This window comes from Vallitaleaceae bacterium 9-2 (assembly GCA_038396585.1).
Taxonomy (GTDB): Bacteria; Bacillota; Clostridia; order Lachnospirales; family Vallitaleaceae; genus UBA1351.
In genome coordinates, this window is the sequence record CP121691.1 from 2,028,032 (window position 1) to 2,042,055 (window position 14,024).

The window sequence follows — 14,024 nt, forward strand, 5'->3', positions numbered from 1 at the left end:
CATCATAAAGGCTTGCTCATTAAGGAGCAAGCCTTGGGCTTATGCATATAGTGGATATTTGTCAGTTAAATCTTTAACCATATTCAATGCTTTTTCCTTTGAGTTGTCAAAATCCGTCAACGCAAGGTGTATGATTTCAGCAATGGTTTCCATATCTTCTTCTTTCATTCCTCGGGTTGTCACTGCCGGAGTCCCTAAACGAATACCACTGGTAACAAATGGACTTTCCGGATCAAAAGGAATCGTATTTTTATTACAGGTAACGCGAACTTCATCCAACAATTTTTCTGCCACTTTACCCGTTAATCCTAAACTACGTAAGTCTAAAAGCATCAAATGATTATCTGTCCCACCGGACACGATATCAATACCTCGACGTATCAGTGCATCAGAAAGCGCTTGCGCATTTTTAACAATTTGCTGTTGATAGTCTTTAAACTCTTGACTTAGAACTTCTTTAAAGTTTACTGCTTTTGCAGCGATGATATGCATTAGTGGTCCACCCTGGATTCCTGGAAACACTGCTTTATCGATAGCTTTGGCATATTTTTCCTTGCATAAGATCATTCCGCCTCTTGGACCACGTAATGTTTTATGTGTTGTAGTCGTTACAAAATCAGCATACTCTACTGGGTTTGGATGAAGACCTGCCGCAACAAGCCCTGCAATATGTGCCATATCAACCATCAAATACGCTTCGACCTTATCTGCAATCTCTTTAAATCGCTTAAAGTCAATGGTTCGAGCATATGCACTTGCACCTGCAATAATCATCTTAGGTTTTTCTTCAAGCGCAATTTTTTCAAGCTCGTCATAATCGATATAGCCTTCTTTTGTCACGCCATATGGAATAATGTTAAAATATTTTCCAGAGATATTAACTGGACTTCCATGTGTTAAATGTCCACCATGTGAAAGATTCATACCCATAACTTTATCACCCGGTTCTAAAACCGCAAAAAACACTGCCATATTTGCTTGCGCGCCGGAGTGCGGCTGTACATTCGCATGTTCTGCACCAAAGATTTCCTTTGCACGATCTCTTGCAAGGTTCTCAGCGATATCAACACATTCGCATCCTCCATAATATCGTCGTCCCGGATATCCTTCAGCGTACTTGTTTGTCAACGGTGTTCCCATTGCCGCGATAACTGCTTCGGACACAAAATTTTCGGATGCAATAAGTTCAATATTATTTTTTTGGCGATTAATTTCTGCCTCAATCGCGTCAGCCACTTCTGGATCAAACGCTTGTATTTTTTCAAATGAATACATTTTCTACCTCCGTATTTTAAATTGTATGATAATGCCATTATTATAGCACATACTCCAACACATGGAAAGACTTTACTTCATTAACTCAAAAGAGTGTTTTGGCTTTTCGAAAGCTACTTTTGTTTGTAATACAGTAAAAATTATTGTATAATCAAAGGACAAAAGATGATAACTGTTAGGAGTATACTATGGATAATTATATTGCACGACAGCCTATTTTTGACAGGCATTCACACACGATTGCTTATGAGTTGCTGTATCGCCACACTCATGTAAATTATTTTGATGGGACCATTGATGATTCAGCTGCTACATCTATCGTTCTAGTTAACAGCTATTTGAATTTCGGCCTAAAATTAATCTCTGAACACAAACTATGTTTTATTAACTTTAATGATGATTTAATATTGCAAGATATTCCTTTGCTACTTTCTCCAGACCAAACGGTCATTGAACTTCTTGAGACCGTCAAACCCTCTTCTGAAATTATTGAAAAACTCATCCTCTTAAAATCCAAAGGGTATTTAATTGCTTTAGATGATTATACCTTTGACTATCCATATAAGGATATTCTAGATTTATGCGATATTGTAAAAGTCGATTTTTTTCTTAATCCAAAGGACAAGCTTCCTGCATTGTGTCATTACTTAAGAAAAAATCACAAATTAATCTTAGCAGAAAAAGTCGAAACAAAAGAAGAATTTAATTATGCCTTGGAATTAGGCTTTGACTATTTTCAAGGCTATTATTTTAGTCATCCAATTATGCTGAAAAAAAAGAAGATAAATACCGTATATCAAAACTACATGCTTATCCTTTCAGAAATGCAAAAAGATGAACCGAACTATAACACCGTTGTAAGTATTATCGAAACGGATGTGTCGTTGACATATCGTTTGCTAAAACTTGTCAACTCTTCTTTTTCATTGGTAAATGATATTAAATCAATCAAACATGCGCTAGCTATTTTAGGAATCAATAATTTTAACAAATGGTTTACTTTAGCCACTATTAATCAATTAAGCCAAGATCAGCCGGATGAACTTGTAAAAATCAGCATTTTCCGAATGAAGTTTATGGAAAACTTAGGTAATGCTTCTTCTTTTTATACCTATGTCAGCTCTTTACGTATGATTGGTGTCCTATCCATGCTTGATGCTATATTAGAACAGCCAATGGATGTAGTTCTTAACGAACTCCCCATTCTTGAAGATATAAAAAACACCCTGCTTCTTAAAGAAACAAAGTTTTCAGATCTGTTTCAACTTATGATTGCCTATGAAAAAGGAGACTTTGACGCAGCTCAAGATATTTGCAAAAAAATAGATCTAGACTTTACTGCTTTTCCAGATCTATATCTTAACGCTATATCTTGGGCAGATGAGTTGTTTGATTATCTAAACCATGGGTAACATCAAACAGCTCTTGAGGAGTGTTTATCTCAATGCCAAGTGCATGAATAAGCACTTCTTCTATCTTTTCAACAAAAATAAATTCCATCTCTTCTCGCACCTGTTTTGGTACATCTTCTAAGTCTTTAGCATTGTCTTTTGGCATGAGAATTTTTTTAATTCCGGCGCGATGTGCTGCCAGTATCTTTTCTTTAATTCCACCCACGGCTAATACATAGCCACTCAGTGTTACTTCACCTGTCATCGCTAAGGAAGCATCGACTTTTTTTCCGGTTGCAAGTGAGGCTAGTGCCGTTAGAATTGTAACTCCAGCTGATGGACCATCCTTTGGCGTCGCCCCGGACGGAACATGCAGATGAATGTCCTTCTTATGAAAATCCAAAAAAGTCACTTGATGTGTCAGTCGCGACTTAACAAGAGACAAAGCGATTTTGGCTGATTCTTTCATGACATCTCCCAGCTGACCAGTTAGCATCAATTGCCCTTTGCCTGGCATAAAAGTTCCTTCAACAAAGAGTATGTCACCTCCAACCGGTGTCCATGCTAAGCCTGTTACCACTCCAGCAGCACTTTCTTTGCGCATCGCTTCGTGCCTTGCCGTCTTTTGCCCTAACAACTCTTTCACGGCATTATTATCAACAATATATGCTTCGTTAACTTCTTCAAGAACAATTTTTTCAATCACATTACGCAAAACTTCATCAATATTTTTTTTGAGGGCACGCACACCTGCCTCGCGAGTATATTGGTCAATAATTGTTCGAATCGCCTCATCTTCAAACGCTACTTCATTGGCTTTTAAGCCATATTCTTTAATAGCATTTGGAATCAGATGATTCTTTGCAATGTGAAACTTTTCATAATTTGTATAGCTACTAATCTGAATCACTTCCAAGCGATCAAGTAGAGGTTTAGGAATTCTATTGATATTATTCGCAGTCGCCACAAAAAATACGTTGGATAAATCATAAGGCACTTCGAGATAATGATCTGCAAAGGAGTTGTTTTGTTCTGGATCAAGCACCTCAAGAAGAGCACTTGAAGGGTCTCCACTATTGGACACAGATAGCTTATCGATTTCATCAAGGACGAACACAGGGTTTTGAGTCCCTGCTTTTCGCATACCTTGTATAATCCGTCCCGGAAGCGCACCTAAATATGTTCTGCGGTGGCCTCGAACTTCAGCTTCATCACGAACCCCACCTAGACTAATACGTATATATTCACGCTCTAATGCCTGTGCAATACTTTTACCAAGACTGGTTTTTCCTGTTCCCGGTGGTCCCACTAACAGTAAAATAGATCCCTGTTTGTCATTTTGAAGCTTCATCACAGCAATATGTTGCATAATACGTTTTTTAACCTGATCCATGCCGTAGTGATTTTCATCTAGAACTTCACGCGCTTTTTTAACATCCGTATCATGAAGCTTATTTTCCCAAGGCAACTCTAGAAGTGTATCTAGGTAATTTCTGATAATATGCCCTTCTGAGTTGTTGCTTCCCGAAGTTTCAAGCTTATTTAATTCCCTTTTCGCCGCTTTAATCGCTTCATCCGACATATTTGCATTCTCAATACGCTCGCGATAACTTTGCGCTGAGTTTGGATCACCATCTTGTTCACCTAACTCTTGCTGTATAGCTTTTAGTTGCTCTCTTAATAAATTCTGTCTATAATTTCGATTATTTTTCTTATTATACTTTTGAGCCATTTCAACTTGCAGTTCAACAACTTCACGCTGTTTTGCCAAATACTCTAAAAATAATAATCCTCTTTCTTTTATACTATCGGTTTCAAGCAATACATATTTTTTTGCTAAACTCGACGATAAAAACGGTAACAAATGGCCAACAAGTCCATTTAACGTTTTTTGTCGATCAATGACCTGCAAAAATTCATCATTTCCTTGGAAATGCTCACCAATATCATGAACACTTGCTTTAATATATTGAAGCATTTGTTGCTGTCCTTCTTCTGACAAATCATTTTGCTCTGGATATTCTTCATATGTTCCCAGTGCAATATCCCCGTCAATAAGTACTTGGTCCACTTTAACTCTTTCTAAGCTTGATGCATAGACTAAATAGCCTTTACTTGCCTTTTCAACTTTTTCCAGTTTTAAAAGTGTACCTATAGAATAAAAACTATCTGAACGAATGGTATCTTTCACAACGCCTTCACGAATAGATAGCGCTAGTGCAAATCCTTGTGTTTGGCGCAGTTGATCGGATAGACTCTCACCCAACTGTTCATCAACAGACAATTTTGTCTCTGTAAAGGGCATAATAACGGTATCAACGATTGGAACTATATGTAAAGTATCTAATTTCATAATCATTCTCCTTCCTTAATATATACACTTATGTATATTGGAATATTATAATATACAATTATACGTTATTTGAGAATGAATGTCAATATTCCTCTGACCTATGGCATTACCGTTCTTGGGCTGTAATGAATCCGCACATTGATATCATGGTTATAGTTTCCAAAAGACTTGCCATAAATTGTTAATCCACCAACATGTTCTGCATCTTGGGGAACACTAAAGCGAAACTTTATCGGACTTTGATGGTCCATTTCAAAGGCATCAATTGTCACTTCTGACACTTTTAACCCATCAACAAACGTTCCCTTATTATTAATTGTAATTAGCTTTAACAGACCATATTGATTCCAATTTGGGAACCACCAATCCGGCGTAAAAATCCCTTTGATTTCACCAAAATCTCCAGGGCTTGTCCACATGCCAATCCACTGACCATTCAAATGAAAATGTATATTGGACGGCCATATCTCATTAATTCCCGGCGCTTCTGAACCTAGCTCGACGGATAATGATATTTGGTCGATTTTTTGATTCCTTGGCAGTAAGTTGGGAATAATATATTCTACATAGCCTTGGGTAAACCACAATATATCTGCATCAAAACGATCTGAGTGCCCAAAAAACCTCGCATCGTCAACTTCTCCCACCAAATGATTCGCTGTCGCTAACCCACACGTTGGATAAATTTCATAATCCGAATATTGACCTATACGTATTTCAGTCTCATAGATATTTTTAGGATTTTCCCTATTATTGACTTCTACGAGAATTTTATCCAATTGTGTCACACATTTTTTGATATTTCCATGACCATGAGTTTCATTAACCACAGTAATCAAATGACTTTCTTCTAGTTTTTTAATGTGATTTGTCAACGCACCATTTGTAATATTTAAATGTGTTGCAAGTTCATTCATACTCATGCCACCGCTTTCTGTCAGTAGCTTAATAATATCAATCCGTACTTTTGACCCTAATGCTTTAAATACATCTAAACCTTCTTCAATTGTTTTAATATGTAACATAAGAACCTCCCACAATAGTAACTTATTTTGAATTATAGCTTATGCGAAAATGCTTTTCAAGGAACTTTTCTTTTTCTTTCATCCAAATTTTTGTTCGTAAAACTATTTAGTCTTTTTTTAAGCCTTTTATTTGTCATTTTGAATTATCTTTTAGTATATTCTAAATTATTTTATAAAAACATTGACTAATATTTTTCTAAGTTATATAATACTACTAACAAACGCTTTGGTAAAGCTGTTTTTTTATATCATTTTAACAAAATTAAAAGGAGGATAATTTTATGAAAATGCACACTCAAAGAATGGGAACACTTTTACTTATTTTAATTGTAGCCTTTACTTTAACCGGATGCGGCGGTGGAACCTCAAGTACATCAACATCATCCGACGATACGACTTCTTCATCTGAGGCATCCAGTAGCGACAATACTAGCGAAACCTCTCAACTTGGTTCTGAAACAGCCGGTGATAATGCAACCGAATTTGATTATTGGACATTTGTAGATTTACACGGCAAGCACTTCGAAAAAATGTTGGGATTATGGAACCAAGCCAATCCAGATCGACAAATAAAGCTTAATGTTACGGTGATGCCATATGATGATATGCATAACAAGCTTTTAATCGCAGTTCAGACCGGACAGGGCGCTCCAGATATATCCGATATTGAAGTTGGTCGTTTTCCAGACTTTATTGCCGGTAATGAAGTTCCTCTTGTTGACTTGACCGATGTTGTTGCACCATATGCGGACAAACTCGTACAGTCTCGACTAGATATCTACAGCAAAGAGGGCGCAATTTATGGATTTCCAACACATGTTGGTGCAACCGTTGCTTTTTATAATACCGAGCTTTTAGAACAGGCTGATATTGACTATACAAAAATTGTCACTTGGGACGATTATAAAGCTGCAGGCATTAAGCTTTATGAAACTACAGGTAAGTATCTAGGAACAGCGGATACAAGTGCAGGATGGCAAGCTTCTATGTTATCTGCCCAGCAAGGCGTCGATGTAACTGATGCCGACGGCAATCCTACCGTCAATTCCCCTGAATTAATTAAAGGTTATGAAATGCTTGTTGATCTTCAAGCCAATAATGTGATCGCAACTATTCCTGGTGGTCAACCCGATACTGAAGAAGCCAAAGGGGAATATAACATGGGTAATTATGGCTCTGCTTTGATGCCATTGTGGTTTATGTCCCGCTTTACCAACGAAATGACCGACCTTAAAGGAAAAATTGCCATTGCCCCTCTTCCAGTTTTTGAAGAAGGTCAACCACGTTCTTTAGGTTTAGGTGGAACAGGAACTGTTGTTACAAAGTCAGCCAAAGATATTGAATTAGCTAAAGATTTTCTAACCTTTGCAAAAATATCCGATGAAGCAAATATCGAAATATGGAACACTCTCGGTTTTGACCCTGTCAACACAGATGTCTGGGCCATGGAAGATGTAACGCATAATCCTGAAAACGAGTTTGTTCAATATTTCATCAACAATCCATTTGATGTTTTGAATGAAATTAAGGATGAAATCATGCTTGTAAAATCGACCGCATCTTCACCAAGCATTAACAATATATTAAATACCATTACAACAAATGAGATTTTTGAAGATGGACGCGATGTAACTGAGGCACTTAATGAAGCTCAAGAGCTTATCGAACAAGACTTGCAATAAGAACAACATACACGTAATGAACGCTACCTATAGTAATCTATAGGTATGCGTTGCATTGCTAGGAAGGAGCCCTATATGATCAACTTTAAACGTTTTTTACACTCAAAAAAATATGCACCTTATATCTTTATTCTTCCTTTCATCATTATTTTCTTGATATTTTGGTTGTTCCCATTACTCAATTCTTTTCGGATGAGTTTTCAAGATCAAATGCTTGGTCAGGAGCCTATATGGATAGGATTTGATAATTATAGAAAACTACTTAATGATACTGTATTTGTTAAAGCCGTATCCAATAGTGTCATATATATGGTGGCTACCCTTATTTTGTTGATTCCATTGCCTATGCTTTTTGCCGTCTTAATTGACAGCAAATATATGCGCGCCCGTGAATTTTTCAAATCGTCTTTTTTTGTCCCTGCCTTAACCTCAGTTGTGGTTGCAGGAACCATTTTTCGTTTAATCTTTGGCGAAATGGAAGGTTCACTCATGAACTCCTTTCTTGCAAACTTTAATTTAGGACCTTATAAATATCTAAAAGACCAAACATTAAGTCGGGTTGCGCTGTTGGCATTAGCTTGTTGGCGTTGGACAGGCGTTAATATGTTATATTTTTTGGCCGGATTAAACGCCATTGACAAAGAATATTATGAAGCTGCAGCTATTGATGGCGCCAGTGCATTTGAGCGCTTTAAAAATATTACCATTCCTTTAATAAAACCTACAACCGTCTATGTTTTGACGATTAGCATTTATGCTGGCTTAGCCATGTTCACAGAAAGTCTGATGCTATTTAATGGAAATAACTCGCCTAAAAATATCGGCTTGACCATTGTCGGTTATCTGTATCGCCAAGGCATCGAAAAAAATCGCCTGGGATATGCTGCAACAGTAGGCATTGTCCTTTTAATTGTTGCAATGACAATTAATCTGACTCAACTAAAACTCACAGGTACTTTTAAAAAGGAGGGGAATAATTAATGTCAAAAAAAGCGAAAACAACAAAGTCAAAGTTAATTACCCTTTCACTGATTCTTTTTTTCACTTTGCTTTTCATTATCATAATGCTTCCCTTTTACGCAATTACTTTAGCTTCATTTAAGCCTGGTGAAGATTTAATTCGCTACGGATTGAATTTACGTTTTGACCTTAATCTTATGAGTTTTGATAACTTTATCTTTTTATTTACAGGCGACCATGAGTATTTTACTTGGTTTAAGAATAGTATGGGACTAACGATTGTTCAAGTCACATTAACCTTATTTATCAGTGCATTTGTTGCCTATGGATTTGCTGCTTATGAATTTAAAGGTAAAACCCCATTATTTATCTGTGTCCTTATGATTATGATGGTACCTTTTGAAATTTTATTGTTGCCTCTATACAAATTGATTTTTGATTTAAAGCTCATGAATACTTATGCTGCTATTGTTCTTCCCGGAATTGCCAATGCCGGAACCATTTTTTTCTTTCGCCAATACCTTCGTGGGATTCCAAAGGCAATCATTGATTCCGGACGCGTTGATGGCGCAACAGAATACGGTATTTTCTTTCGTTTGATAATCCCTATTATGAAGCCCTCATTTGCTGCAATGGCTATATTAAATGGTATGAATAGCTGGAATAATTTATTATGGCCTTTTATGGTATTAGGCGATGGGGACAAATTCACTCTTCCTATCGGATTAAAAACCCTGTTAACTCCATATGGTAATAATTATGATTTACTTATTGTTGGTTCTTTTTTTGCCATATTGCCTATCTTTCTCCTCTTTCTCGCCTTTCAAAAGTATTTTATTGGCGGTATGACCGCTGGAGCTGTTAAAGGCTAATTAAAAAAGACAATGCTAAGCTTCTAGCATTGTCTTTTTTATGATTAAATATTATTCTGTCATCAACTCATCAATTGCAGCTCCTGGTGCAACCATAGGATAAACCATTTCATCCTTATGAATCAAACAATTAATAATCACAGGACCATCGATTGCAAGAGCCTCTTTTAACTTATCTTCAACCTCTTCTTTTGTACTAATTGTGACGCAAGACACTCCAAAGGCATCTGCCAGGCTGTCATAATTAATATCATCAAGGTGTGTAAATGAATAGCGTTGATCATAGAATATCGTCTGCCATTGACGCACCATACCCAACACACTATTATTCAGCACAAGTACTTTGATTGGCAATTTGTATCTTGCTGCAGTAATCATCTCGTTAAGGTTCATACGAAAACTTCCATCACCCGCAATATTAACAACTGTTTTATCCATATTTCCCGCTTGTACACCTAATGCGGCTCCTGTACCATATCCCATGGTTCCAAGACCACCTGAAGTTATAAAATACCTCGGGTCTTTAAATCGATAGTATTGAGCTGCCCACATTTGATGCTGTCCAACTTCAGTAGTGATTATTGCATCGCCCCCTGTTACTTCATAGAGCTTTTCAACCGCGTATTGACCAGTTAATCCTTCTGGATAGACCAATGGATATTTTTTATGAATGGCATGTATTTCCTCCATCCAATCTTCATGTTTTTGCTGTTCAAGTTTGCTATTTAATGCTGTAAGAACTTCCTTGACATCTCCAATAATATCTTGATCCACATTAACATTTTTGTTGATTTCTGCCGGATCAATATCGATGTGTATAACTTTTGCATGGGGAGCAAACTTTGCCGTATCACCTGTGACACGATCACTAAAGCGTGCACCAACTGCAATAAGCAAGTCACATTTTTGTACACCGATATTGGATGCTTTGGTTCCATGCATTCCAATCATGCCTGTATAAAATGGATGCTGTCCAGGGAATCCACCCATCCCCATCAAACTACAGGTAACGGGTGCGTGAATTTTTTCAGCAAATTCGACCATTTCATTTTTAGCATCTGAAATAACCACGCCACCACCAGCAAAAATATAAGGTTTTTCTGCTTCATTAATCAAACGAATCGCCTCATCCAGGTCAGAACTTTTTAAGGGTTCTGAAGATTTTACGATTGGTATAGGCTGTTGTGGAGTGTAGTTCGCTTTATTTATCGACACATCTTTGGGTATATCAATAAGTACCGGTCCCGGGCGCCCTGATTGTGCGATATAAAATGCCTCGCGCACAATATCTGCCAAGTCCTTCACATCTTTGACAATATAATTATGCTTTGTTACTGGCGCTGTAATTCCAGCAATATCTACCTCTTGAAAGCTATCTCTGCCTAAAAGGCCTACAGGGACATTCCCTGTAATCGCCACCATTGGAATTGAATCCATATGCGCTGTTGCAATCCCCGTCACAAGATTGGTCGCTCCCGGTCCTGATGTTGCGATACAAACACCTACCTTGCCAGTAGAGCGCGCATACCCATCAGCCGCATGAGAAGCTCCTTGCTCATGGGATGTTAAAATATGTTGAAAATGGTCGAGCTGACGATATATTTCATCATATATATAAAGAACCGCACCTCCGGGAAACCCGAAAATAGTATCGACGCCCTGTTCTTTTAAACATTCTAATAGTATCTGAGACCCTGTTAATTCCATAAGCGTTCCTCCTTTATTTAAGTACAGCTCCTGTGCTAGCTGACGTTACAAGCTTAGCATATCTTGCAACATAACCCGTTTTAATTTTTGGTTCCAAAGGAACAAAAGTTTTACGGCGCTCTGATAATTCTTCATCGCTTACTTCAAGTTCAATCGAGTTATTCAAAATATCAATGCTTATCATATCACCTTCAACAACTAGACCAATATTTCCCCCTTCTGCTGCTTCAGGAGATACATGACCTATAGCCGCTCCACGTGTTGCACCACTAAAGCGTCCATCGGTAATAAGTGCTACTTTTTTATCCAGATGCATTCCTGCAAGTGCTGACGTCGGAGATAACATTTCACGCATACCCGGTCCGCCTTTTGGCCCTTCATAACGAATGACCACAACATCGCCTGCAACAATTTTTTTCGAATAAATTGCATTAATGGCTTCTTCTTCTGAATCAAAAACACGTGCAGGTCCTTTATGTTGAAGCATTTGTTCCGCTACTGCCGACTTTTTAACAACACATCCATCAGGTGCAATGTTTCCTCTTAAGACAGCAATACCGCCAGATTGGCTATATGGATTATCTATTGGACGAATCACATTAGTATCTTTATTGATTGCTTTACTGATATTTTTTTCAATCGTTTGTCCATTAACTGTCATCAACGATGTATCCACTAGTTCTTTTTTAGCTAATTCTTTTATAACTGCTTGAATTCCACCAGCCGCATATAAATCTTGTATATGATACGGACCTGCCGGAGCTAATTTACATAGATTCGGTGTAACTTGACTGATCTCATTTGCCATGGCAAGGTCAAGCTTAACCCCTGCCTCATAGGCAATTGCTGGTAAATGCAGCATGGTATTGGTTGAACATCCCAGCGCCATATCCACTGTCAACGCATTGCGAAAAGCTTCTGATGTCATGATGTCCCTAGGACGAATATTTTTTTCAAACATTTCCATGACTTTCATTCCGGCTGTTTTAGCCAAGCGAACACGTTCTGCATAAACTGCCGGAATGGTTCCATTGCCCGGTAATCCCATACCGATAACTTCTGTTAAGCAGTTCATGGAATTTGCCGTAAACATTCCTGAACACGAACCACATGTTGGACAGGCATTATTTTCACACTCGAGTACCTCTTCTTCATCTATGAGTCCTGCTTTATAAGAACCTACCGCTTCAAAAACCGAATTAAGGTCTAGATGCTTACCATCCTTTTCAAGCGACAACATCGCCCCACCACTTACGATGACCGTAGGAATATTAACTCTAGCCGCTGCCATAAGCATACCAGGTACCACTTTGTCACAATTTGGCACCATAACTAGGGCATCAAACCCATGGGCTAATGCCATGGTTTCAATGGAATCTGCGATGAGTTCTCTTGAAACTAAAGAATAGTGCATTCCTTTATGTCCCATTGCAATGCCATCACATACGGCAATTGCAGGAAACTGTGCTGGCGTCCCTCCTGCCATAGTAACACCGGTTTTAACCGCATTAACAATCGTCTCTAAATGAATATGTCCTGGGACAATGTCATTTTGAGAATTGACAATACCAATTAATGGTCTTTTTAATTCTTCATCTGTGTATCCCATCGCTTTGAGTAATGAACGATGAGGTGCTCTTTCAATACCTGATTTTATGTGATCACTATTCATCTAAAAACCTCCATTTAGATTTCTGCGCAAATTAAGCGGCCCATTTCTTTCGTTCCAACAAGCTTGCCACCTTCACTCATTATATCGCCTGTACGATATCCTGCTGCAAGTACCCGTTCAACAGCCTTTTCAATTGCAAGCGCTTCTGCTTCCAAATCAAAGGAATAGCGTAACATCATCGCCATTGATAAAACGGTTGCAATTGGGTTCGCTTTGTCTTGTCCTGCAATATCCGGTGCAGAGCCATGAATTGGTTCATACATACCTATCTTTGTTTCTCCAAGAGAAGCCGAAGGCAACATTCCAATAGAGCCTGTAATCATACTTGCTTCATCCGATAAAATATCTCCAAACATATTCCCCGTAACAATGGTATCAAACTGTTTAGGGTTAATGACCAGTTGCATTGCAGCATTATCTACATATAGATGATTTAATTCGACTTCTGGATAATCTTTGGCTACTTCGAGAACAACTTTTCTCCATAGTCTTGAATTTTCTAATACATTGGCCTTATCTACACTGGTTAATTTTTTTCCACGTTTCATAGCAATGTCAAAGGCATTGCGTGCAATACGTTCAACTTCTTTTTCTGAATACATCATCGTATCATAAGAGAAGGCACCATTTTCACCTGTTCCTTGACCACGTTCTCCAAAATATATTCCACCGGTTAACTCACGCACAACCATGATATCAAGTCCTTCACCGATGATTTCATCTTTTATTGGGCATGCTGCTTGTAATTCTTTATACATAACTGCAGGACGCAAATTTGCATAAAGGCCAAGTGCACTTCGAAGTCCTAACAACGCTTTTTCAGGACGAAGATCTCCTGGCAGATGGTCCCACTGTGGACCTCCAACAGCTCCCAGTATCACAGAATCCGATTTTTTACATACATCAATGGTTTCTTGTGGAAGCGGATGCCCTGTTGCATCAATTGCTGCGCCTCCTGCAAGAACTTCATCATATGAAAAGGTATGTCCATATTTTTCACCAACAACACCTAATACTTTGATTGCTTGATCAACGATATCTGGTCCGATACCATCACCTTTAATAACTGCACATTTAAAATCCATTT

The 14,024-nt window shown here is 38.0% G+C and carries 10 protein-coding genes; 4 read left to right on the forward strand and 6 right to left on the reverse strand.

The window, feature by feature from the left end; genetic code table 11:
• Positions 1 to 39 precede the first annotated feature (39 nt).
• Positions 40 to 1,275, reverse strand: a complete 1,236-nt coding sequence (gene glyA, locus QBE53_09640) for a serine hydroxymethyltransferase (protein WZL80067.1) — start codon at positions 1,273 to 1,275, stop codon at positions 40 to 42.
• A 188-nt stretch (positions 1,276 to 1,463) separates the two neighbouring features.
• Between glyA and QBE53_09645 the strand changes: the two genes are divergently transcribed.
• Entirely contained in the window at positions 1,464 to 2,687 is a 1,224-nt protein-coding gene (locus QBE53_09645) for an EAL domain-containing protein (GenBank protein ID WZL80068.1), read from the forward strand.
• Here QBE53_09645 and lon read toward each other — a convergent pair.
• Positions 2,641 to 5,019, reverse strand: coding sequence for an endopeptidase La (lon, locus tag QBE53_09650; protein WZL80069.1), 2,379 nt, complete (start codon positions 5,017 to 5,019; stop codon positions 2,641 to 2,643). The two genes, QBE53_09645 and lon, sit on opposite strands and share 47 nt — an antisense overlap.
• 98 nt (positions 5,020 to 5,117) lie before the next feature.
• Positions 5,118 to 6,044: a helix-turn-helix domain-containing protein gene (locus tag QBE53_09655; protein ID WZL80070.1), complete on the reverse strand. Its 927-nt coding sequence runs from the start codon at positions 6,042 to 6,044 to the stop codon at positions 5,118 to 5,120.
• A gap of 287 nt (positions 6,045 to 6,331) precedes the next feature.
• Here QBE53_09655 and QBE53_09660 point away from each other — a divergent pair, with 287 nt between their 5' ends.
• The 3 genes from QBE53_09660 to QBE53_09670 all read left to right on the forward strand — a co-directional run bounded on the left by QBE53_09660 (position 6,332) and on the right by QBE53_09670 (position 9,558).
• Positions 6,332 to 7,726: an extracellular solute-binding protein gene (locus QBE53_09660; GenBank protein ID WZL80071.1), complete on the forward strand. Its 1,395-nt coding sequence runs from the start codon at positions 6,332 to 6,334 to the stop codon at positions 7,724 to 7,726.
• A gap of 75 nt (positions 7,727 to 7,801) precedes the next feature.
• On the forward strand, positions 7,802 to 8,707 hold the full coding sequence (locus QBE53_09665) for a sugar ABC transporter permease (GenBank protein ID WZL80072.1): 906 nt from the start codon (positions 7,802 to 7,804) through the stop codon (positions 8,705 to 8,707).
• Positions 8,707 to 9,558 (forward strand): carbohydrate ABC transporter permease, encoded by an 852-nt coding sequence (locus QBE53_09670; GenBank protein WZL80073.1) that lies wholly within the window; start codon positions 8,707 to 8,709, stop codon positions 9,556 to 9,558. The genes QBE53_09665 and QBE53_09670 overlap by 1 nt, the downstream gene beginning before the upstream one ends.
• 51 nt (positions 9,559 to 9,609) lie before the next feature.
• On the opposite strand, the gene ilvB is transcribed toward QBE53_09670, so the two are convergent.
• From ilvB to leuB, 3 genes are read right to left on the reverse strand one after another with little or no spacing between them, the layout of a single operon-like run.
• Positions 9,610 to 11,265, reverse strand: coding sequence for a biosynthetic-type acetolactate synthase large subunit (ilvB, locus tag QBE53_09675; protein WZL80074.1), 1,656 nt, complete (start codon positions 11,263 to 11,265; stop codon positions 9,610 to 9,612).
• A gap of 13 nt (positions 11,266 to 11,278) precedes the next feature.
• Positions 11,279 to 12,937 carry a dihydroxy-acid dehydratase gene (gene ilvD / locus QBE53_09680; protein ID WZL80075.1) on the reverse strand — a complete coding sequence of 553 codons (1,659 nt, stop codon included), beginning with the start codon at positions 12,935 to 12,937 and terminating at the stop codon, positions 11,279 to 11,281.
• Between the two features lie 14 nt (positions 12,938 to 12,951).
• A complete protein-coding gene (leuB, locus tag QBE53_09685) occupies positions 12,952 to 14,022 on the reverse strand; it encodes a 3-isopropylmalate dehydrogenase (GenBank protein ID WZL80076.1) in 1,071 nt (356 codons plus the stop codon).
• Positions 14,023 to 14,024: the final 2 nt, after the last annotated feature.

Coding starts and splice junctions, on each gene's coding strand:
- glyA (WZL80067.1), bottom strand. CDS start 1,275: ATGTATTCATTTGAAAAAATACAAGCGTTTGATCCAGAAGTGGCTGAC.
- lon (WZL80069.1), bottom strand. CDS start 5,019: ATGAAATTAGATACTTTACATATAGTTCCAATCGTTGATACCGTTATT.
- ilvD (WZL80075.1), bottom strand. CDS start 12,937: ATGAATAGTGATCACATAAAATCAGGTATTGAAAGAGCACCTCATCGT.
- leuB (WZL80076.1), bottom strand. CDS start 14,022: ATGGATTTTAAATGTGCAGTTATTAAAGGTGATGGTATCGGACCAGAT.
- QBE53_09665 (WZL80072.1), top strand. CDS start 7,802: ATGATCAACTTTAAACGTTTTTTACACTCAAAAAAATATGCACCTTAT.
- QBE53_09645 (WZL80068.1), top strand. CDS start 1,464: ATGGATAATTATATTGCACGACAGCCTATTTTTGACAGGCATTCACAC.
- QBE53_09655 (WZL80070.1), bottom strand. CDS start 6,044: ATGTTACATATTAAAACAATTGAAGAAGGTTTAGATGTATTTAAAGCA.
- ilvB (WZL80074.1), bottom strand. CDS start 11,265: ATGGAATTAACAGGGTCTCAGATACTATTAGAATGTTTAAAAGAACAG.
- QBE53_09670 (WZL80073.1), top strand. CDS start 8,707: ATGTCAAAAAAAGCGAAAACAACAAAGTCAAAGTTAATTACCCTTTCA.
- QBE53_09660 (WZL80071.1), top strand. CDS start 6,332: ATGCACACTCAAAGAATGGGAACACTTTTACTTATTTTAATTGTAGCC.